This window comes from Kosakonia quasisacchari, from assembly GCF_004331415.1.
Classification (GTDB): Bacteria; Pseudomonadota; Gammaproteobacteria; order Enterobacterales; family Enterobacteriaceae; genus Kosakonia; species Kosakonia quasisacchari.
Window position 1 is genome coordinate 1 of record NZ_SJOP01000018.1, and the last position, 20,554, is coordinate 20,554.

Consider the following 20,554-nt stretch of genomic DNA (forward strand, 5'->3'; position numbering starts at 1 on the left):
ATTCACCATTCTGTTTACCTACTTTCAGCCAGTGAACTAAGGAGACAAAGTCAGCTTTAGCCGTAGTAACAAGTCCATTGATAACGCGCTGCCGTGCTTCAGGTGTAGAGAGGTTTGTTCTCGGCGCTGGCAGACGATCATTTTTGTGCACTATTGGCCTCTTCATATCGGATATCTCAACTCGGCTCTATCATCAATAAACCCACGTCCGGATTCCAGACTGCAATCAATCCTTCTTACATATCATGTTCTAAGGCAGTGATACCCGCTGCGCCATCAAAGTATTGTTATGTATTGCTCGCAAAGATGGTTCTTCAACTTCCACTTTTGGCACGTGCTGCCTAAGCCGCTCAGGCAATCACAGGACATCTCTGTTTCGCAATGAAGGTGCCGTTTCTGCTTTGCGTTGACAGAGAAGAGGCTATGAAGCTGACACCTAACTCTTTCATATGGTGCGTTCTGATAGTGTGTCTCACACTGCTGATATTCACCTGGCTGACTCGAAAATCGCTGTGCGAAATTCGTTACAAAGATGGGTTGCGTGAGGTAGCGGCTTTCATGGCTTACGAATCCGGTAAGTAGCAACCTGGAGGCAGGGAGAAATTCCTGCCTTTTCAGGAAAAACGGTAATGTGCATACCTCTTAGCGCCTTTATAAAGGGCTTCTCTGTTCAACGGAGAAGCCCTTTTTCCCTTCTAAAACGCGACGGGACTCCGATTAACCGCCATTTTTCCTTCACCGTATTATCATCCAGGCGACATTTTCCTGACGCCTGGATGTCATCTATTTGTAATTAAATGGTTATTTTTCTGTAATTCGAGCATGTCATGTTACCTCGCGAGCATAAAAACGCGTGAAATCGCGCATACCGCATAACAAGAGAGAGCACAATGACAACGTTACGACATACAGCTTTGGGTCTGGCGATGGGATTAGTCTTTGCAGGCAACGCCATGGCAGTAACCACCATTCCGTTCTGGCATTCGATGGAAGGGGAGTTAGGTAAAGAAGTTGACTCCCTGGCGCAACGTTTCAATGACACCCACCCGGATTACAAAATCGTACCGATCTATAAAGGCAACTACGAGCAGAGCCTGAGCGCGGGTATAGCGGCCTTCCGTACCGGTAATGCACCGGCGATTTTGCAGGTTTATGAAGTCGGTACCGCCACCATGATGGCGTCTAAAGCGATCAAACCTGTCTACCAGGTGTTTAAAGACGCGGGCATCAACTTCGATGAAAGCCAGTTTGTGCCAACCGTTGCGGGTTACTACACCGATTCTAAAACGGGACATTTGCTCTCTCAGCCGTTCAACAGCTCTACTCCGGTGCTGTATTACAACAAAGATGCCTTTAAAAAAGCGGGCCTAAACCCGGATCAGCCGCCGAAAACCTGGCAGGACCTGGCCGAGTACACCGCCAAGCTGAAAGCAGCCGGGATGAAATGCGGCTACGCCAGCGGCTGGCAGGGCTGGATCCAGATTGAAAACTTCAGCGCCTGGCATGGTCTGCCGGTTGCTACTAAAAATAACGGCTTTGACGGTACTGACGCGGTACTGGAGTTCAACAAGCCGGAGCAGGTGAAACACATCGCCATGCTGGAAGAACTGAACAAGAAAGGCGATTTCAGCTACTTCGGACGTAAAGATGAGTCCACCGAGAAGTTCTATAACGGCGACTGCGCCATTACTACCGCCTCTTCCGGCTCGCTGGCGGATATTCGCCATTACGCCAAATTCAATTATGGCGTTGGGATGATGCCCTATGACGCCACCGTGAAAGGCGCGCCGCAGAACGCCATCATCGGCGGTGCAAGCTTGTGGGTAATGCAGGGTAAAGACAATGCCACTTACAAAGGCGTGGCCCAGTTCCTCGACTTCCTGGCGAAGCCGGAAATCGCAGCGGAATGGCACCAGAAAACGGGCTATCTGCCTATCACTACCGCAGCATATGATCTGACGCGTAAAGAGGGCTTCTATGACAAGAACCCGGGCGCAGACATTGCCACGCGTCAGATGCTGAACAAGCCGCCGTTGCCGTTCACCAAAGGTCTGCGTCTGGGCAACATGCCGCAGATCCGTACCATTGTTGATGAAGAGCTGGAAAGCGTGTGGACAGGTAAGAAAACCCCGCAACAGGCGCTGGATTCCGCCGTTGAGCGCGGTAACCAACTGCTGCGTCGCTTCGAGCAGTCAACCAAGTCTTGATGTAGCGCTTTGCCGGATGAGACGCGCTTATCCGGCAGACAAATACGGCCTACTTAATGGTAGGCCGTTGCTATCCGGCCTATCTGAAAAGAGTCGCTTATGTCCTCATCCCGTCCGGTGTTTCGTTCGCGCTGGCTCCCTTACTTGTTGGTTGCACCGCAGCTGGCGATCACCATTATTTTCTTTATCTGGCCTGCGGCTGAAGCGCTGTGGTATTCGGTACAAAGTGTCGATCCGTTCGGGCTATCCAGTCAGTTTGTTGGGCTGGATAATTTTGTCGCGCTGTTTCACGACAGTTATTACCTGGACTCCTTCTGGACCACCATGCGCTTTAGCGCTTGGGTGACGTTCAGCGGCTTACTGGTCTCGCTGTTTTTTGCCGCACTGGTGGATAACGTAGTGCGCGGCAGCCGAATCTATCAAACCTTAATGTTACTGCCCTACGCCGTCGCGCCAGCCGTTGCTGCCGTGATGTGGATCTTCTTGTTTAACCCTGGCCGGGGGTTGATTACGCACTTCCTTGAGCAGTTTGGTTATGACTGGAACCACGCGCAGAACAGCAGCCAGGCGATGTTCCTCGTGGTTTTTGCTTCGGTATGGAAGCAGATCAGCTACAACTTTCTGTTCTTTTTCGCCGCCTTGCAGTCGATTCCGCGCTCACTGGTCGAAGCCGCCGCCATTGACGGTGCCGGGCCGATCCGCCGCTTCTTTAAATTGTCGCTGCCGCTGATTGCGCCGGTCAGTTTTTTCCTGCTGGTGGTTAACCTGGTGTACGCCTTCTTCGACACCTTCCCGGTGATCGATGCCGCGACAGCCGGTGGCCCGGTTCAGGCAACCACTACGCTGATTTATAAAATTTACCGCGAAGGTTTCGCCGGGCTGGATCTCTCCGCATCTGCGGCACAATCGGTGGTGCTGATGTTCCTGGTGATAGTGCTGACGGTTGTCCAGTTCCGCTATGTTGAAAGTAAGGTGCGCTACCAATGATTGAGAATCGCCCCGGACTGACGTTGTTCAGCCATGTCATGCTTATTCTCGGGATTGCGGTGGTGCTGTTTCCACTGTATGTCGCCTTTGTGACGGCGACGCTGGATATCAACGCCGTTTACGACACGCCAATGACGCTGATTCCCGGCACCCATTTGTGGGAAAACCTGCGCAACATCTGGGTCAATGGTATTGGCGCGAATAGCGCACCATTTTGGTTGATGTTGACCAACAGCTTCATCATGGCGTTTGTCATCACCGTCGGCAAAATCACCGTGTCGATGCTTTCGGCCTTCGCCATTGTCTGGTTTCGCTTCCCGCTGCGTAACCTCTTCTTCTGGATGATTTTCTGCACGCTGATGCTGCCGGTTGAGGTGCGTATTTTCCCAACGGTGGAAGTGATAGCGAACCTGAAAATGCTCGACAGCTATACCGGCTTGACGCTGCCGCTGATGGCCTCTGCGACAGCAACGTTTTTGTTTCGCCAGTTCTTCATGACCTTGCCGGACGAGCTAATGGAAGCGGCGCGTATTGATGGCGCATCGCCCATGCGGTTTTTCCGCGACATCGTGTTGCCGCTGTCGAAAACCAACCTCGCGGCGCTGTTCGTCATCACCTTTATCTACGGCTGGAATCAGTATCTGTGGCCGCTGCTGATTATCAGCGACGTCAACCTTGGCACCGCCGTGGCGGGGGTAAAAAGCATGATCGCCAGCGGCGAAAGCACCACGCAATGGAACCAAGTCATGGCAGCCATGTTGCTGACGATGATCCCCCCGGTCGTTATCGTTTTAGCCATGCAGCGCGCGTTTGTGCGTGGCCTGGTCGACAGTGAGAAGTAGGTTGTATCCCTTGATTGTGCGTGACGTCGACGCTGAGCCGAAATCGCGTAATCAAGGCGGAGGATGATGGACATAGTGGGCCTATGTCCAAATCCGACAACGCAGAGTACGCGGTTTCGGCACGCGTCCCGAAGGGCTGGGGCCATTTTTGCCCAAAGCTGCGTTACTCGCGTTTTATTTGGGCCCACCAAACTTCGCCGCTCGCGCCTTGCCTTGGGCAAAAATGGCCGCCAGCGACGTTCACGAACAATCAAGAGATGCAACCTTATATGGCAGGATTAAAATTACAAGCGGTCACCAAAAGTTGGGACAACGGCAAAACCCAGGTGATTCAGCCGCTGACGCTGGATGTCGCCGACGGCGAGTTTATTGTGATGGTTGGCCCTTCAGGCTGCGGTAAATCAACACTGCTGCGCATGGTCGCAGGCCTGGAGCGCGTGACCAGCGGGGATATCTGGATTGATACCCAGCGCGTCACCGAAATGGAACCCAAAGATCGCGGTATCGCGATGGTGTTCCAGAACTATGCGCTTTACCCGCACATGAGCGTGGAAGAGAACATGGCGTGGGGACTGAAAATCCGCGGCATGGGTAAAGAGCATATCGCCGGGCGTGTCGCGGAAGCGGCGCGTATTCTTGAATTAGATGGCCTGTTAAAACGCCGCCCGCGTGAGCTTTCTGGTGGCCAGCGTCAGCGCGTGGCGATGGGCCGTGCAATTGTGCGAGATCCGGCGGTGTTCCTGTTTGACGAACCCCTTTCCAACCTCGATGCCAAGCTGCGCGTGCAAATGCGCCTTGAACTGCAACAGTTGCATCGCCGTCTGAACACCACTTCTTTGTATGTCACTCACGATCAAGTGGAAGCGATGACGCTGGCGCAGCGCGTGCTGGTAATGAATAAAGGCGTGGCGGAGCAAATCGGTACGCCGGTTGAGGTGTATGAAAAGCCCGCCAGCCGCTTTGTGGCGAGCTTTATCGGCAGCCCGGCGATGAACCTGCTTGATGGTCGCATCAGCAGCGCCGGTACGCACTTTGAGCTGGAGAGCGGCATGGCGCTGCCCATCAACTGGTACTACCGCGGTTATGCCGGTCGCAAGATGACATTGGGTATCCGCCCGGAACATATTGCGCTAAGCTCACAGGCCGCAGGCGGTGTACCGCTGGTGATGGATACGCTGGAGATCCTCGGTGCGGATAACTTAGCGCATGGTCGCTGGGGCGAGCAGAAAGTGGTGGTGCGTTTGTCGCATCAGGATCGCCCGACGGCAGGCAGCACGCTGTGGCTCCATTTGCCGGAAAATCACCTGCACTTATTTGATGGTGAAACAGGACAACGAGTATGAGCAACTGGCCATATCCCCACATTGTCGCCCATCGCGGCGGCGGTAAGCTGGCGCCGGAAAACACGCTGGCCGCCATTGATGTTGGCGCGCGTTACGGGCACACGATGATTGAGTTTGATGCCAAGTTGTCGAAAGATGGGCAGATTTTTCTGCTGCATGACGACAACCTGGAGCGTACCAGCAACGGCTGGGGCGTTGCGGGCGAACTGGCGTGGAGCGATCTGCTGAAAGTAGATGCGGGTGGCTGGTTCAGCGGTGAGTTCAAGGGTGAGCCGCTGCCGCTGCTTTCTGAGGTGGCAGAGCGCTGCCGTCAGCACGGCATGATGGCAAATATCGAAATCAAACCCACCACTGGAACCGGGCCGCTGACTGGCAAAGTCGTTGCGCTGGCCGCGCGCGAACTGTGGGCAGGGATGACACCGCCACTGCTTTCATCATTTGAAATTGACGCGCTGGAAGCGGCACAACAAGCTGCGCCGGAATTACCGCGCGGCCTGCTGCTTGATGAGTGGCGCGATGACTGGCAGGCGCTCACCGAACGGCTGGAGTGCGTGTCTATCCATCTGAACCATAAACTGCTGGATGAAGCCCGCGTGCGTATGCTGCGCGATGCGGGCTTGCGCATTCTGGTTTACACCGTCAACCAGCCCGCACGGGCGGCGGAATTACTGCACTGGGGCGTTGACTCTATCTGTACCGATAAAATCGACGATATCGGGCCACACTTCCAGTACTAACAGTACTAAGGTGTTGTCGACGGCGATGTGCTTTGCAGCATGTCGCCGTTTTGCGTTTGCGGCAGCATATGCTGCTGTGTCACACCACTGCTATTCGTTCCCCCGCTGAGCATCCCGGCGCTGTTGTTGGGGAGCAACTGCTGGCGGCCGGGATCGAGCTCCCCCGGCTGTGCCTGCCTTACCCGTTGGGAATTGTTGTTCATCTGCGTCTGCAACTGTTGTTGTTGCAGTTGTGTTTGCGTCTGCATCTGCTGTTTCAGCATCCCTTGATGCTGTTGCTGCTGGTTGAGCATTTGCGTTTGCATCCGCTGCTGGCTTGGGATCACATAACCCGGTTGGTGAGGGTCGTTGGTGGTGTTTAACGGCTGCGCGAAGGCGCTAAAAGGCAGCAGGGCCGCCAGAATCAGTAATCGTTTCATCGTCCTTTCCTCCATTGAGGTTTCCTATCAGTTTACTCGCTTTCATTCGTGACAATGCATTTTTAAGAGTTGTGAACCAGGCTTAAGCGGGGACTGTAGCCCTTATTGTGGAGAACGACGATGATGAAACAGAAGTTTGCGCGTTGGCTGGCGATTGCCGCGCTGATGGCGGGAGGATGTTTTGGCGTTGCGGCTGCGCCGCCAGAAGGGCAGGCAACCGCGCCGCCTCCGGTGTCTTACGGGGTTGAAGCCGATGTCTTCCATCCGGTGGTGGCGAAGCAGGGCATGGTTGCCTCGGTGGATGAAACCGCCACGCGCGTCGGTGTCGATATTCTCAAGCAGGGCGGTAATGCGGTGGATGCGGCGGTGGCGGTGGGTTACGCACTGGCGGTTACACACCCGCAGGCGGGCAATCTCGGTGGTGGCGGCTTCATGCTGATTCGTAGCAAAGAGGGGAAGGTCACGGCGATTGATTTCCGCGAAATGGCACCCGCTGGCGCGACACGCGATATGTTTCTGGACGATCAAGGCAACCCGGACAGTAAAAAATCCCTGACTTCCCATCTGGCGTCCGGCACGCCCGGCACCGTCGCTGGTTTCTCGCTGGCGCTGGAGAAGTACGGCACGCTACCGCTGAACAAAGTGGTACAGCCGGCCATTAAGCTGGCGAAACAGGGCTTTGTGGTTAACGATGCGCTGGCCGGAGATTTGAAAACCTATGGCAGCGAAGTGTTGCCCAACCACGAAACCAGCAAAGCTATTTTCTGGAAAGATGGCGAGCCGCTGAAAAAAGGCGACAAGCTGGTGCAAAGCAATCTCGCCAAAAGCCTGGAGATGATTGCGGAAAAAGGCCCGGATGCCTTCTACAAAGGCGCAATTGCTGAGCAAATCGCCCAGCAGATGAGCAAAAACGGCGGGCTTATCACCAAAGAGGATTTAGCCAACTACAAAGCCGTGGAGCGCACGCCAATAAGCGGCGACTATCGCGGTTACCAGATTTACTCCATGCCACCGCCTTCTTCAGGTGGGATCCATATCGTGGAAATCCTCAATATCCTGGGAAACTTCGATCTCGCGAAATATGGCTTCGGCAGCGCGGATGCGATGCAAGTGATGGCTGAGGCGGAGAAATATGCCTACGCCGACCGTTCGGAATATCTGGGCGACCCGGACTTTGTCAAAGTGCCGTGGCAGGCGTTAACCAACAAGGAATACGCCAAATCGATTGCCGCGCAGATTGATGTCAACAAAGCGCGCCCCTCCAGCCAGATCCGCCCCGGCAAGCTCGAGCCTTACGAAAGTAACCAAACCACGCACTTCTCCGTGGTGGATAAAGACGGCAATGCGGTTGCGGTCACCTATACGCTGAATACGGTATTTGGCACCGGGATTGTCGCTGGCAATACCGGCATTCTGCTGAATAACGAAATGGATGATTTCTCGGCCAAGCCGGGCGTGCCGAATGTCTACGGACTGGTGGGCGGCGATGCGAATGCGGTTGGGCCGGGTAAACGCCCGCTCTCTTCGATGTCGCCAACCATTGTGCTGAAAGATGGCAAAACCTGGCTGGTAACCGGTAGCCCCGGCGGCAGCCGAATTATCACCACCGTGCTGCAAATGGTGGTCAATAGCATTGATTTTGGGATGAACGTCGCCGAAGCGACCAGCGCGCCGCGTTTTCATCATCAATGGCTGCCGGATGAACTGCGCGTCGAGAAAGGCTTTAGCCCGGACACGTTAAAACTGCTTGAGCAGAAAGGGCAAAAAGTGGCGGTAAAGGAAGCGATGGGCAGTACGCAGAGCATTATGGTCGGGCCGGATGGCACGCTGTATGGGGCATCGGATCCGCGTTCGGTGGATGATTTAACTGCCGGATACTGAACAAATCCTCTCCCCAAAGGGGAGAGGATTTTCTTAGCCTTTCATGCGTGCCATAAAGTACGAATCAACATATTCGCCGTTACGCAGCGCGTAGCGCTTAGCGGTGCCTTCGATTTCAAAACCAAACTTGCGATACACCGCCAACGCCGGAGCGTTATCTACAAACACAGTGAGCTCAATGCGTTCAATGCGCAGCCAGTTATCACACAGGTTGATCATCTCGCGCATCAGCGCGCTGGCGACGCCCCGGTTATGGAACGCCGATGAAACCGCCATGCCGAATATCGCCACATGGCTGCGACGCGGGTTTTGTTCCACCATTAACGTCAGGTTTCCGGCGACTTGCTCGTCAATGCACGCGACTAACTGGCGGCGGTCGGGTTGCGGTTTCAGGCGATCTTCCCAGAGTTCAGTCGGGGGATGAGGTAGCTGTAGCAGGTTATGATACACCTCGGGTTGCGCATAAAACTGACGTAAAGCTTCTGCATCGCGCGCTTCGGCATGGCGTACCACTATCTCACTCATCCTGTTTCTCCTGTTGATCGGGTAGACAATTACCTTCCCGGCTTTCTGGCGAAGCGTCAACTGCCATTTTTTGCAAAAAAAAGTAGACAGGTGCGAATGATAATGATTATTATTGCCATGCATTCAGGGACACCGTTGCGGTAATCCTGAAAGCACGACATTGCTCACATTGCTTCCAGTATTTCTTAGCCAGCCGCGTGCTGGCTTTTTTTTGCCTTTAATTTGCCAGCCAGGTTGAAACCCATTTGAGAAAAGGGGCAGGGACAGCACCTTTGCAGATGCGCTAAGGTAGTAGGAGTCACCTTGATAAGGACTGAATTATGACTCTACATTGCGCATTTATCGGCTTTGGTAAAAGCACCACCCGTTATCACCTCCCTTATGTTCTGCACCGTAAAGATAGCTGGCGTGTGGCGCACATTTTTCGCCGCCACCCGAAGCCGGAAGAGCAGTATCCGCAGTATCAACATATTCACTTCACCAGCGATATTGATGACATCTTTAATGATCCGCAGGTCAAACTGGTGATCGTTTGTACTCATGCCGACAGCCATTTCGACTACGCGAAGCGCGCGCTGGAAGCGGGTAAAAATGTGCTGGTGGAAAAACCCTTCACGCCGACGATGGCGGAAGCGGTAACGCTGTTTGAGCTGGCGAAACGCAAAGGTTTGACGGTGACGCCGTACCAGAATCGCCGTTTTGACTCTTGCTTCCTCACCACCAAGAAGGCGATTGAAAGCGGCAAGCTCGGCAATATCGTGGAAATTGAAAGCCATTTTGACTACTTCCGCCCGGTTGCGGAAACCAAACCTGGTTTGCCACAGGACGGCTCATTCTATGGTCTTGGCGTGCATACGATGGATCAAATCATTTCGCTGTTTGGCCGCCCGGATCACGCCGCGTATGACATCCGCAGCCTGCGTAATAAAGCTAACCCGGACGATACTTTCGAAGCCCAGCTGTTTTACGGCGATTTAAAAACCATCGTCAAAACCAGCCATCTGGTGAAGATTGATTACCCGAAATTTATTGTTCATGGCACCAAAGGGTCGTTTATCAAATATGGCATTGATCAGCAGGAAACCAGCCTGAAAGCCAATATTATGCCGGGCGACCCTGGTTTTGCGGCTGATGAAAGCAAGGGCATTCTGGAATATGTGAATGCGGCGGGTGAAACGGTGCGGGAAGAGATAGCTCCGGAAACCGGCGACTACGGACGCGTCTACGATGCGCTGTATGAAACGCTTTCAACCGGTGCGCCAAATTACGTCAAGGAATCTGAAGTTCTCACTAACCTCGAGCTGCTGGAACGCGCCTTTGAACAGGCTTCTCCTGCCACGATAACCCTCGCCAAATAACCGAAAACGGCTCCTCGTTACTTATTCATTTTTTTTGAACAGAGGAGTCAATTTTCACCCTCTATGATCGGTGGTCGATTGCGTCCACACTTACTCCATCGAAAACATACGGGGGTAAAAAACATGATCTTCTTACGCAAAGCAAATGACCGTGGCCATGCAAATCATGGTTGGCTGGATTCCTGGCACACCTTCTCGTTTGCCAATTATTATGACCCGAATTTTATGGGCTTCTCGGCACTGCGAGTGATTAACGATGACATTATTGATGCAGGCCAGGGCTTTGGTACCCACCCGCACAAGGACATGGAAATCCTGACGTATGTGCTGGAAGGGGCGGTAGAACACCAGGACAGCATGGGCAATAAAGAGCAGGTACCTGCGGGTGAGTTCCAGATTATGAGCGCCGGTACTGGGGTGCGTCATTCTGAATACAACCCGAGCAAAACCGACCGTCTGCGCCTGTACCAAATCTGGATCATTCCAGAAACTAACGGTATCACGCCGCGTTATGAACAACGTCGCTTTGATGCGTTGCAGGGCAAACAGTTGGTGCTGTCGCCGGATGCGCGTGATGGCTCGCTGAAAGTGCATCAGGATATGGAGCTTTACCGTTGGGCGCTGTTAAAAGATGAGCAATCTGTCCACCAGATCGCCGCTGAACGCCGCGTGTGGATCCAGGTGGTGAAAGGCGAAGTCACTATCAACGGGACAAAAGCCACCACCAGTGATGGTCTGGCGATTTGGGATGAGCAGGCTATCTCGGTGCATGCCGATAGCGACAGTGAAATCCTGCTGTTCGATCTGCCGCCGGTATAACGTTGTTTAAATAAATGACACAACCTCCTGGTTTTGGCCGGAAGGTTGTGTCTTGTCCGTGATAAACTGAGGAAATCTCTCACTCAGAATAAAATGTCAGGACGATGAAAAAGAAAAGACCCGTACTGCAGGATGTGGCCGATCGCGTTGGCGTGACCAAAATGACCGTCAGCCGTTTTTTACGTAACCCGGAACAAGTTTCCGTCGCGTTACGTGGCAAAATCGCCGCCGCGCTTGATGAACTGGGTTACATTCCGAATCGGGCGCCCGATATTCTCTCCAACGCCACCAGCCGAGCAATTGGCGTGTTACTTCCCTCTTTGACCAACCAGGTTTTCGCTGAAGTATTACGCGGGATTGAAAGCGTCACCGACGCGCACGGTTACCAAACCATGCTGGCGCACTACGGTTACAAAGCCGAGATGGAAGAAGAGCGCCTCGAATCGATGCTTTCCTGGAATATTGACGGTCTGATTCTTACCGAACGTACTCATACGCCGCGCACGCTGAAAATGATTGAAGTTGCTGGCATTCCGGTCGTGGAGTTAATGGACAGCCGCTCGCCGTGCCTCGATATCGCCGTTGGCTTTGATAACTTCGAAGCGGCACGGCAGATAACATCGGCCATCCTGGAGCGCGGCCACCGTCGGGTCGCTTATCTCGGCGCACGCCTGGACGAACGTACTATCATCAAACAGAAGGGTTATGAGCAGGCGATGCTGGATGCAGGTTTAACGCCGTACAGTGTGATGGTGGAACAATCTTCCTCTTATACCGCCGGTATTGAGCTGATGCGCCAGGCACGCCGCGAGTACCCCCAGCTTGACGGAATTTTTTGTACTAACGATGACCTTGCCGTTGGCGCGGCGTTTGAGTGCCAGCGTCTGGGGTTGAAAATTCCGCAGGATATGGCAATCGCCGGGTTCCACGGTCACGACATTGGGCAGGTAATGGAGCCGCGTCTGGCAAGTGTGCTCACGCCGCGTGAACGCATGGGGCGTATTGGTGCTGAACGTTTGCTGGCGCGCATTCGTGGTGAGTCAGTTACGCCGAAAATGTTAGATTTAGGTTTCACTTTGTCACCGGGCGGATCTATTTAGCTCGACAAATTTGAACTAGCTCACAGTTATTTATCTCTGGCACGAATGGATATTGCTTCTCCGTTACCCCAGCAGGACAATGTTACCGATAACAGTTACCCGTAACAATTCACTCTTGCACCTGTGGGGGCTACCCTTGAGCACGACAAATCTTGAAAACCACGTTTATATTCTGATGGGCGTTTCAGGCAGTGGAAAATCTGCTGTTGCCAGCGAAGTGGCGCATCAGCTACATGCCGCGTTTCTCGACGGCGATTTCCTCCATCCGCGCAGCAATATCACCAAAATGGCGTCCGGTGAACCGCTGAATGACGATGACCGCAAACCGTGGCTGCAAGCGCTGAACGACGCCGCTTTCGCCATGCAGCGCACCAACAAAGTATCGCTGATCGTGTGTTCTGCATTGAAAAAACACTATCGCGACCAGCTGCGCGACGGAAACCCAAACCTCTCTTTCATCTATCTGAAAGGCGATTTCGACGTGATCGAAAGCCGCCTGAAAGCGCGTAAAGGGCACTTCTTCAAAACGCAAATGCTGGTAACGCAGTTTGAAGCGCTGCAAGAACCGGGCGCAGATGAGCCGGATGTTCTGGTTGTGGATATTGACCAGCCGCTGGATGGTGTTGTTGCCAGCACCATTGAAGTCATCAATAAAGGCAGTGCTAAGTGAGTACATTAACGCTTGTTTTAACAGCAGTAGGCTCGGTTTTGCTGCTGCTGTTTTTAGTGATGAAAGCGCGTATGCACGCTTTCGTTGCTTTGATGGTGGTTTCTATTGGTGCAGGGATTTTTTCCGGGATGCCGTTGATTAAAATCGCGCAGACCATGGAAAAAGGCATGGGCGGCACGCTCGGCTTTCTGGCGATTGTGGTCGCGCTCGGCGCCATGTTCGGCAAAATCCTTCATGAGACCGGTGCGGTGGACCAAATCGCCGTCAAAATGCTCCACTCTTTCGGCCACAGCCGCGCGCATTACGCGATTGGTCTGGCGGGGCTGATTTGTGCGCTGCCGCTATTCTTTGAAGTGGCGATCGTACTGCTGATTAGCGTGGCGTTCTCCATGGCGCGCCACACTGGCACCAACCTGGTGAAACTGGTGATTCCGCTGTTTGCCGGTGTTGCAGCCGCCGCGGCGTTCCTGCTGCCGGGGCCTGCACCGATGCTGCTGGCATCGCAAATGCACGCGGATTTCGGTTGGATGATCCTGATTGGCCTGTGCGCAGCAATTCCGGGCATGCTGATTGCCGGCCCGCTGTGGGGCAACTTTATTAGCCGCTACGTAGAACTGCACATTCCGGATGACATTAGCGAACCGCACCTGGGCGAAGGCAAAATGCCATCGTTCGGTTTTAGTCTGTCGCTGATTTTGCTCCCGCTGGTGCTGGTGGGGATGAAAACCATCGCCGCACGTTTTGTAGCCGAAGGCAGCAATTTGTACAACTGGCTGGAGTTTATCGGTCACCCGTTCACCGCGATCCTCGTTGCCTGCCTGGTGGCGATTTATGGCCTGGCGATGCGTCAGGGGATGCCGAAAGATCGCGTGATGGAAATCTGCGGTCACGCGCTGCAACCGGCGGGCATTATCCTGCTGGTGATTGGCGCAGGCGGTGTGTTCAAACAAGTGCTGGTGGATTCCGGCGTTGGTCCGGCGCTGGGCGAAGCGTTGACCGGCTTGGGCTTGCCTATCGCGATCACTTGTTTTGTGCTGGCCGCTGCGGTGCGCATTATTCAGGGTTCCGCCACGGTTGCCTGCCTGACGGCAGTCGGCCTGGTGATGCCGGTTATTGAACAGTTGCACTTCAACGGCGCGCAGATGGCGGCACTCTCTATCTGCATCGCGGGCGGTTCGATTGTGGTAAGCCACGTCAATGATGCCGGTTTCTGGCTGTATGGCCGCTTTACCGGCGCAACCGAAGCACAAACGCTGAAAACCTGGACCATGATGGAAACCATCCTCGGCACCACCGGTGCGATTATCGGGATGATTGCGTTTTCACTGTTGAGCTAAGTTTGCAAACCCTCTCCCGCCGGGAGAGGGTAAGTTTTATCCCTTCATCCACACCCGAATCCCATCCAGGAACATTTGGGTGGCGAGCATCACCAAAATCAGCCCCATCAGCCTTTCCAGCGCATTAACCCCTTTCTCGCCGAGCAGGCGCAAAAACAGCGACGATTGCAACAAGATAGCCACGGTGCCGCCCCAGGCAATCAGCAGCGCGATCACCAGGTGACTCATTTGATTCGGATACTGATGGGAAAGCAGCATTAACGTTGCCAGCAGCGTTGGACCTGCCACCAGCGGAATTGCCAGAGGAACAATAAACGGCTCTTCGCCAGCGGGCAGGCCAGAGCTGCTGCCGGACTCGCTGGGAAAAATCATCTTTATGGCAATCAGGAACAGAATAATGCCGCCGGAGATAGAAACCGTCTCTGCGCGTAAATTCAGCAGCGCGAGGATTTTCTCCCCGGCGAAGAGGAAGATAAACATCACCAGCAGCGCAATCAGCAGCTCGCGGATCATGATCGCCCGTCGGCGCTTCGGCTCAGTATGTTTCAGTACCGACATAAAGATGGGCAGGTTGCCCAACGGATCCATAATCAGGATCAATAACACGGTGGCGGAGATGATATCAGTCATTCACTCTTATCCCTGACGCAGGCGGCAAAATTGCAGTAATTAGCTGCATTTCTGATACGTTCGCGATCATTGATTAATTTCACTTGCGACTTTGGCTGCATTTTGTAATGTGGCTATTCCCAGTGGGATACTGGTTCGTATACACAGCACACACCTTCGCAGGAACTTCGCTATGAAAAATGTTGGTTTTATCGGTTGGCGCGGGATGGTCGGCTCCGTTCTCATGCAGCGCATGATTGAAGAGCGCGATTTCGACGCCATTCGCCCTGTCTTCTTTTCCACTTCCCAGTTTGGGCAGGCTGCACCCGCATTTGGCGGAAGTACAGCAGGCACGCTTCAGGACGCGTTCAATCTGGAAGCGCTGAAGGCACTCGACATCATTGTCACCTGCCAGGGCGGCGATTATACCAACGAAATCTATCCAAAGCTTCGTGAAAGCGGCTGGCAGGGTTACTGGATTGACGCGGCTTCCTCTTTACGCATGAAAGATGACGCCATCATTATCCTCGACCCGGTTAACCAGGCGGTGATCAACGACGGTCTGAACAACGGTGTGAAAACCTTCGTCGGCGGTAACTGCACCGTTAGCCTGATGCTGATGTCACTCGGCGGGCTGTTTGCTAACGATCTGGTGGAGTGGGTTTCCGTTGCCACTTACCAGGCGGCGTCCGGCGGCGGCGCGCGCCATATGCGTGAACTGCTGACGCAAATGGGCCAGTTGCACAGCCATGTTGCCGCTGAGCTTGCCGATCCCGCTTCGGCGATTCTGGATATCGAACGTAAAGTGACCGCGCTGACCCGCAGCGGCGAGCTGCCGGTCGATAACTTTGGCGTACCGCTGGCGGGCAGCCTGATCCCGTGGATCGACAAACAACTCGATAACGGCCAGAGCCGTGAAGAGTGGAAAGGCCAGGCCGAAACCAACAAAATTCTCAACACCGGGGATGTGATTCCGGTCGATGGCCTTTGCGTGCGCATCGGCGCGCTGCGCTGCCACAGCCAGGCGTTTACCATCAAGCTGAAAAAAGATGTCTCGATCCCGACCGTCGAAGAGTTGCTGGCGGCGCATAACCCGTGGGCGAAAGTGGTGCCAAACGATCGCGAGATCAGCATGCGCGAACTGACGCCTGCCGCCGTGACCGGCACACTGACCACGCCGGTGGGTCGCCTGCGTAAGTTGAACATGGGGCCAGAGTTCCTCTCTGCCTTTACCGTTGGTGACCAGCTGTTGTGGGGCGCGGCCGAACCACTGCGTCGTATGCTGCGCCAACTGGCGTAACAGAGTTCACCACCACAAGGGGCGCTACGGCGCCCCTTTTTTTGTGCTTTTTTGACAGAAAGAAGCACAGATGTGTTTATTTTCTCAAGTGTTGAAAAGTGTTGGCTATGCTTTAGACAAGGTGTCGGAACATCTTGCCTGAAGATGGGACGGAGCAGAGAGGATGCACATTTGGTGCTGCGCCGTTCAGGTCAAAAAAGTGTCGCAACCGGACTTACTACGGTGGAAGGTGCGATACCACAACAACAGGATGAGAATCATGTCCGTTCGTGTTGATAAAGACGTCATTAACGCGCTAATTTCTGGTCATTTTGCCGATCCTTTTTCGGTGCTAGGGATGCACCAGACCGAAGCCGGTCTGGAAGTGCGCGCGCTGCTGCCTGATGCCACCGAAGTGTGGGTTATCGAGCCGAAAACGGGGCGCAAAGTGGGAAATCTGGAGTGCCTGGATTCCAGGGGCTTCTTCTGCGGCGTCATGCAACGCCGTAAAAACCCGTTCTATTATCAGTTCGCCGTTATCTGGCACGGCCAACAAAACCTGATTGATGATCCCTACCGTTTTGGCCCGTTAATCCAGGATATGGATGCCTGGCTGCTGAGCGAAGGTACGCATATGCGGCCTTACGAAACGCTGGGTGCGCACGCCGATACGGTCGATGGCGTGGTCGGTACGCGTTTCTCCGTCTGGGCGCCAAACGCGCAACGTGTCTCGGTGGTGGGGCAGTTTAACTACTGGGATGGCCGCCGCCATCCGATGCGCTTGCGTCGGGAAAGTGGTATCTGGGAGCTTTTCATTCCCGGTGCGCTCAATGGGCAGCTCTATAAATTCGAGATGATTGATGCCCACGGTAAGCTGCGTATCAAAGCTGATCCTTACGCGTTTGAGGCGCAGATGCGGCCCGACAGCGCGTCGCTGATTTGCGGCTTGCCGGGCAAGAAAACGCAGAGCGAAGAGCGCAAACGCGCTAATGAATTCGATGCGCCAATCAGTATTTATGAAGTGCATCTGGGTTCCTGGCGTCGCCATACGGACAATAACTATTGGCTCAGTTATCGGGAGTTGGCGGATCAACTGGTGCCTTATGCGAAATGGATGGGGTTCACCCATATTGAATTGATGCCCGTGAATGAGCACCCGTTTGATGGCAGTTGGGGGTATCAACCTACCGGTTTGTACGCGCCAACCCGCCGCTTTGGTACGCGCGACGATTTTCTGCACTTTATTCACACTGCGCATGCTGCCGGTTTAGGCGTGATCCTTGATTGGGTGCCGGGGCATTTCCCGTCGGATGACTTTGGCCTGGCAGACTTCGACGGCACCAAACTCTACGAGCACAGCGATCCGCGTGAAGGTTTTCACCAGGACTGGAACACCTTGATTTACAACTATGGTCGCCGGGAAGTGAGTAACTATCTGGTCGGTAACGCGCTGTACTGGATTGAACGCTTCGGTATTGACGCTCTGCGAGTGGATGCAGTTGCCTCGATGATCTACCGCGACTACAGCCGCAAAGAAGGTGAATGGATCCCCAATGAATACGGTGGTCGTGAGAACCTGGAAGCGATCGAGTTTTTGCGCAATACCAACCGTATTCTCGGCGAGCAAGCGCCCGGTGCCGTCAGCATGGCGGAAGAATCTACCGATTTCGCTGGCGTGTCACGCCCGCCATCACAAGGCGGCCTCGGTTTCTGGTACAAGTGGAACCTCGGCTGGATGCACGACACGCTGGACTACATGAAGCTTGATCCGGTGTATCGCAAGTACCATCACGACAAGATGACCTTCGGTATTCTCTATAACTACACCGAAAACTTTATCCTGCCGCTTTCTCATGACGAAGTGGTGCACGGGAAGAAATCGATTCTTGACCGTATGCCCGGTGATGCCTGGCAAAAGTTTGCCAACCTGCGTGCCTATTACGCCTGGATGTGGGCTTTCCCCGGTAAAAAACTGCTGTTTATGGGCAACGAGTTCGCGCAGGGCCGCGAGTGGAATCACGATGGCAGCCTCGACTGGCACTTGCTGGAGGGTGGTGATAACTGGCATCACGGTGTGCAGCGGCTGGTGCGCGATTTGAACCAGGTTTATCGCCATCACAAAGCGCTGCACGAGCTGGACTTCGACCCCTACGGTTTTGAATGGATGGTGGTGGATGACCATGAAGCCTCGGTGTTTGCCTTTGTGCGCCGTGATAAGCAGGGCAATGAAATTCTCGTCGTGAGTAACTTTACCCCTGTATCGCGCCCGGGCTACCGCATCGGTATTAACCAACCGGGGCGCTGGCGCGAAGAGTTGAACAGCGACTCAATGCATTACCACGGCAGCAATACCGGCAATGGCGGCGTGGTACACAGCGATGCGATCGCCAATCGTGGGCGAGAGCACTCCCTGCTGTTGACCTTGCCGCCGCTGGCGACCATCTGGCTGGTGCGGGAGGGAGAATGAGCAAGCTGACGGCCGGAAAAGCGACGCCCCACGGCGCGCATGTGCAGGGCAACGGCGTGAACTTTACGCTGTTTTCCGCGCATGCAGAGCGCGTGGAGCTGTGCCTGTTCGATGACGAAGGCAATGAACAGCGCGTCGACTTGCCCGGCCGCACCGGCGATATCTGGCACGGTTTTCTGCCGGGTGCAAAGCCTGGCTTGCATTACGGCTACCGTGTCCACGGCCCGTGGGAACCTGCTCGTGGACACCGTTTTAACCCGGCCAAATTATTGCTCGACCCGTGTGCGCTGCGTGTTGAAGGCGAAACGCTTGATAACCCGCTGTTTCACGGCGGTTATGACACGCCGGATCCCCACGATAACGCAGTGCTCGGATTGCGCAGCGTGGTGGTGCACGAAGCCTACGACTGGGAAGCAGACGCGCCGCCGAGAATCCCCTGGGGCAACACGGTCATTTACGAGGCGCATGTAAAAGGGCTGACGTGGCTGCATCCGGAGATCCCGCAGGAAATACGCGGCACCTACAAGGCGCTGGGCCACCCGGTGATGATCAACTGGTTTAAACAACTGGGGATGACTGCGCTGGAATTATTGCCTGTGGCGCATTTCGCCAGCGAGCCGCGCCTGCAACGCCTGGGGCTTTCTAATTACTGGGGCTATAACCCGCTGGCGCTGTTTGCGCTGGAACCCCGTTACGCCAGTCACCCGACACAGGCGATTAATGAGTTTCGCGATGCGGTAAAAGCCCTGCATCAGGCTGGGATCGAAGTGATCCTTGATATCGTCCTCAACCATAGCGCCGAAAGCGATCTCGACGGGCCGACCTTCTCGCTGCGCGGCGTCGACAACCGTAGCTATTACTGGATCCGCGAGGACGGCGATTACCACAATTGGACCGGCTGCGGTAACACGCTCAATCTGAACAACGCCGATGTGGTGGATTACGCCCATGCCTGTTTGCGTTACTGGGTAGAGACTTTTCATGTGGATGGTTTTCGCTTTGATCTGGCCTCTGTGATGGGGCGCACGCCGGAATTCAGCCAGCAAGCACCGCTATTTTCTGCCATCAAAAACGATCCGCTGTTGCGCTCGCTGAAGTTGATTGCCGAGCCGTGGGATATCGGCCCTGGCGGTTATCAAGTGGGGAACTACCCGCCGCCTTTTGCCGAGTGGAACGATCATTTCCGCGACGCGACGCGCCGTTTCTGGCTTGAACAATCCCTCTCATTAGGGGAGTTCGCCGGGCGCTTTGCCGCCTCCAGCGATGTGTTCAAACGTGATGGGCGTTTGCCATCGACCTCTATCAACCTGATTACCGCCCACGACGGTTTTACGCTGCGGGATTGCGTCTCTTTTGACCATAAACATAACGAAGCCAATGGCGAAGACAATCGCGACGGCACCAACAGTAATCACAGCTTTAACCACGGAACAGAAGGGTTAGGCGGCAGCCTTGATGTGCTGGAAAGACGGCGCGCGAGCATGCATGCGCTGTTAACTACGCTGCTGCTTTCGCAAGGCACGCCAATGCTGCTGGCTGGCGATGAAATGGGGCATAGCCAGCATGGCAATAACAACGCCTATTGCCAGGATAACGCCTTAACCTGGCTCGACTGGAACCAGGTGGATAGCGGGTTGGTGACCTTTACCGCCGCGCTTATCCATTTGCGCCAGCGTATTCCTGCGCTTACGCGTGACGCATGGTGGGAAGAGGGTGACGGCAACGTCGCCTGGTTAAATGATGAAGGACGGCCGTTATCGCCGCAGGCGTGGCAAAACGGGGTGCACCGTTTGCAGATCCTGTTATCTGACAGCGTGTTAATCACCCTTAATGCCACCGCAGAAGTTGCAGAAATTGCTTTACCCACAGGTGAATGGTGCGCCATTCCGCCTTTTGCCGGAGAGGACAATCCGGTCATCGTCTCTATCTGGCACGGGCCCGCGCATGGAGTGTGCGTATTTCAGCGGTCATAAA

General features: G+C 54.5%; 18 protein-coding genes. 15 read left to right on the plus strand and 3 right to left on the minus strand.

Annotation, left to right across the window (positions count from 1 at the left end; all coding sequences use genetic code 11):
- Positions 1-423 precede the first annotated feature (423 nt).
- The 6 genes from E0L21_RS17920 to ugpQ all read left to right on the plus strand — a co-directional run bounded on the left by E0L21_RS17920 (position 424) and on the right by ugpQ (position 6,116).
- Positions 424-582, plus strand: coding sequence for a type I toxin-antitoxin system Hok family toxin (locus tag E0L21_RS17920; RefSeq protein ID WP_131411861.1), 159 nt, complete (start codon positions 424-426; stop codon positions 580-582).
- 308 nt (positions 583-890) lie between these two features.
- Positions 891-2,207 (plus strand): sn-glycerol-3-phosphate ABC transporter substrate-binding protein UgpB, encoded by a 1,317-nt coding sequence (ugpB, locus tag E0L21_RS17925; protein WP_131411863.1) that lies wholly within the window; start codon positions 891-893, stop codon positions 2,205-2,207.
- Positions 2,208-2,306: 99 nt separating this feature from the next.
- Positions 2,307-3,194, plus strand: coding sequence for a sn-glycerol-3-phosphate ABC transporter permease UgpA (gene ugpA / locus E0L21_RS17930; protein WP_131411865.1), 888 nt, complete (start codon positions 2,307-2,309; stop codon positions 3,192-3,194).
- Positions 3,191-4,036, plus strand: a complete 846-nt coding sequence (gene ugpE / locus E0L21_RS17935) for a sn-glycerol-3-phosphate ABC transporter permease UgpE (RefSeq protein ID WP_131411867.1) — start codon at positions 3,191-3,193, stop codon at positions 4,034-4,036. Before ugpA ends, ugpE begins: the two co-directional genes overlap by 4 nt.
- Before the next feature lie 269 nt (positions 4,037-4,305).
- Entirely contained in the window at positions 4,306-5,379 is a 1,074-nt protein-coding gene (locus E0L21_RS17940) for a sn-glycerol-3-phosphate import ATP-binding protein UgpC (protein WP_131411869.1), read from the plus strand.
- Positions 5,376-6,116, plus strand: a complete 741-nt coding sequence (gene ugpQ / locus E0L21_RS17945; RefSeq protein WP_131411871.1) for a glycerophosphodiester phosphodiesterase — start codon at positions 5,376-5,378, stop codon at positions 6,114-6,116. Before E0L21_RS17940 ends, ugpQ begins: the two co-directional genes overlap by 4 nt.
- A gap of 5 nt (positions 6,117-6,121) precedes the next feature.
- Here the strand turns inward: ugpQ and E0L21_RS17950 are convergent, their stop codons facing one another.
- Positions 6,122-6,535, minus strand: coding sequence for a DUF2756 family protein (locus E0L21_RS17950; RefSeq protein ID WP_131411873.1), 414 nt, complete (start codon positions 6,533-6,535; stop codon positions 6,122-6,124).
- Positions 6,536-6,658: 123 nt separating this feature from the next.
- Here E0L21_RS17950 and ggt point away from each other — a divergent pair, with 123 nt between their 5' ends.
- Positions 6,659-8,416: a gamma-glutamyltransferase gene (gene ggt / locus E0L21_RS17955; RefSeq protein WP_407928680.1), complete on the plus strand. Its 1,758-nt coding sequence runs from the start codon at positions 6,659-6,661 to the stop codon at positions 8,414-8,416.
- 33 nt (positions 8,417-8,449) lie between these two features.
- Here the strand turns inward: ggt and yhhY are convergent, their stop codons facing one another.
- Complete coding sequence (gene yhhY / locus E0L21_RS17960; protein WP_131411877.1) at positions 8,450-8,941, minus strand: N-acetyltransferase; 492 nt, start codon at positions 8,939-8,941, stop codon at positions 8,450-8,452.
- 320 nt (positions 8,942-9,261) lie between these two features.
- On the opposite strand from yhhY, the gene E0L21_RS17965 reads away from it, so the two are divergent.
- From E0L21_RS17965 to gntU, 5 genes are all read left to right on the plus strand, one after another.
- Complete coding sequence (locus tag E0L21_RS17965) at positions 9,262-10,299, plus strand: oxidoreductase (RefSeq protein WP_131411879.1); 1,038 nt, start codon at positions 9,262-9,264, stop codon at positions 10,297-10,299.
- Positions 10,300-10,422: 123 nt separating this feature from the next.
- Positions 10,423-11,118 (plus strand): pirin family protein, encoded by a 696-nt coding sequence (locus E0L21_RS17970; RefSeq protein WP_131411881.1) that lies wholly within the window; start codon positions 10,423-10,425, stop codon positions 11,116-11,118.
- A 104-nt stretch (positions 11,119-11,222) separates the two neighbouring features.
- Positions 11,223-12,218: a gluconate operon transcriptional repressor GntR gene (gntR, locus tag E0L21_RS17975; protein ID WP_131411883.1), complete on the plus strand. Its 996-nt coding sequence runs from the start codon at positions 11,223-11,225 to the stop codon at positions 12,216-12,218.
- A gap of 136 nt (positions 12,219-12,354) precedes the next feature.
- Positions 12,355-12,888: a gluconokinase gene (gene gntK, locus E0L21_RS17980; RefSeq protein WP_131411885.1), complete on the plus strand. Its 534-nt coding sequence runs from the start codon at positions 12,355-12,357 to the stop codon at positions 12,886-12,888.
- On the plus strand, positions 12,885-14,225 hold the full coding sequence (gene gntU / locus E0L21_RS17985; RefSeq protein ID WP_131411887.1) for a gluconate transporter: 1,341 nt from the start codon (positions 12,885-12,887) through the stop codon (positions 14,223-14,225). The genes gntK and gntU overlap by 4 nt, the downstream gene beginning before the upstream one ends.
- Positions 14,226-14,261: 36 nt before the next feature.
- Here gntU and E0L21_RS17990 read toward each other — a convergent pair whose 3' ends face one another.
- Complete coding sequence (locus E0L21_RS17990; protein ID WP_017459552.1) at positions 14,262-14,855, minus strand: YhgN family NAAT transporter; 594 nt, start codon at positions 14,853-14,855, stop codon at positions 14,262-14,264.
- Positions 14,856-15,027: 172 nt separating this feature from the next.
- On the opposite strand from E0L21_RS17990, the gene asd reads away from it, so the two are divergent.
- From asd to glgX, 3 genes are all read left to right on the plus strand, one after another.
- Complete coding sequence (gene asd, locus E0L21_RS17995) at positions 15,028-16,134, plus strand: aspartate-semialdehyde dehydrogenase (RefSeq protein WP_131411889.1); 1,107 nt, start codon at positions 15,028-15,030, stop codon at positions 16,132-16,134.
- A gap of 259 nt (positions 16,135-16,393) precedes the next feature.
- The gene (gene glgB / locus E0L21_RS18000; RefSeq protein ID WP_131411891.1) at positions 16,394-18,580 is read left to right on the plus strand and encodes a 1,4-alpha-glucan branching enzyme; all 2,187 of its coding nucleotides are present in this window, start codon (positions 16,394-16,396) and stop codon (positions 18,578-18,580) included.
- Complete coding sequence (gene glgX, locus E0L21_RS18005; RefSeq protein WP_131411893.1) at positions 18,577-20,553, plus strand: glycogen debranching protein GlgX; 1,977 nt, start codon at positions 18,577-18,579, stop codon at positions 20,551-20,553. The genes glgB and glgX overlap by 4 nt, the downstream gene beginning before the upstream one ends.
- Position 20,554 lies beyond the last annotated feature (1 nt).

Excerpts from the sequence above, each read along its gene's own strand:
- E0L21_RS17920 (WP_131411861.1), top strand. The coding sequence starts at position 424 with ATGAAGCTGACACCTAACTCTTTCATATGGTGCGTTCTGATAGTGTGT.
- ugpB (WP_131411863.1), top strand. The coding sequence starts at position 891 with ATGACAACGTTACGACATACAGCTTTGGGTCTGGCGATGGGATTAGTC.
- ugpA (WP_131411865.1), top strand. The coding sequence starts at position 2,307 with ATGTCCTCATCCCGTCCGGTGTTTCGTTCGCGCTGGCTCCCTTACTTG.
- ugpE (WP_131411867.1), top strand. The coding sequence starts at position 3,191 with ATGATTGAGAATCGCCCCGGACTGACGTTGTTCAGCCATGTCATGCTT.
- E0L21_RS17940 (WP_131411869.1), top strand. The coding sequence starts at position 4,306 with ATGGCAGGATTAAAATTACAAGCGGTCACCAAAAGTTGGGACAACGGC.
- ugpQ (WP_131411871.1), top strand. The coding sequence starts at position 5,376 with ATGAGCAACTGGCCATATCCCCACATTGTCGCCCATCGCGGCGGCGGT.
- E0L21_RS17950 (WP_131411873.1), bottom strand. The coding sequence starts at position 6,535 with ATGAAACGATTACTGATTCTGGCGGCCCTGCTGCCTTTTAGCGCCTTC.
- ggt (WP_407928680.1), top strand. The coding sequence starts at position 6,659 with ATGAAACAGAAGTTTGCGCGTTGGCTGGCGATTGCCGCGCTGATGGCG.
- yhhY (WP_131411877.1), bottom strand. The coding sequence starts at position 8,941 with ATGAGTGAGATAGTGGTACGCCATGCCGAAGCGCGCGATGCAGAAGCT.
- E0L21_RS17965 (WP_131411879.1), top strand. The coding sequence starts at position 9,262 with ATGACTCTACATTGCGCATTTATCGGCTTTGGTAAAAGCACCACCCGT.
- E0L21_RS17970 (WP_131411881.1), top strand. The coding sequence starts at position 10,423 with ATGATCTTCTTACGCAAAGCAAATGACCGTGGCCATGCAAATCATGGT.
- gntR (WP_131411883.1), top strand. The coding sequence starts at position 11,223 with ATGAAAAAGAAAAGACCCGTACTGCAGGATGTGGCCGATCGCGTTGGC.
- E0L21_RS17990 (WP_017459552.1), bottom strand. The coding sequence starts at position 14,855 with ATGACTGATATCATCTCCGCCACCGTGTTATTGATCCTGATTATGGAT.
- asd (WP_131411889.1), top strand. The coding sequence starts at position 15,028 with ATGAAAAATGTTGGTTTTATCGGTTGGCGCGGGATGGTCGGCTCCGTT.
- glgB (WP_131411891.1), top strand. The coding sequence starts at position 16,394 with ATGTCCGTTCGTGTTGATAAAGACGTCATTAACGCGCTAATTTCTGGT.
- glgX (WP_131411893.1), top strand. The coding sequence starts at position 18,577 with ATGAGCAAGCTGACGGCCGGAAAAGCGACGCCCCACGGCGCGCATGTG.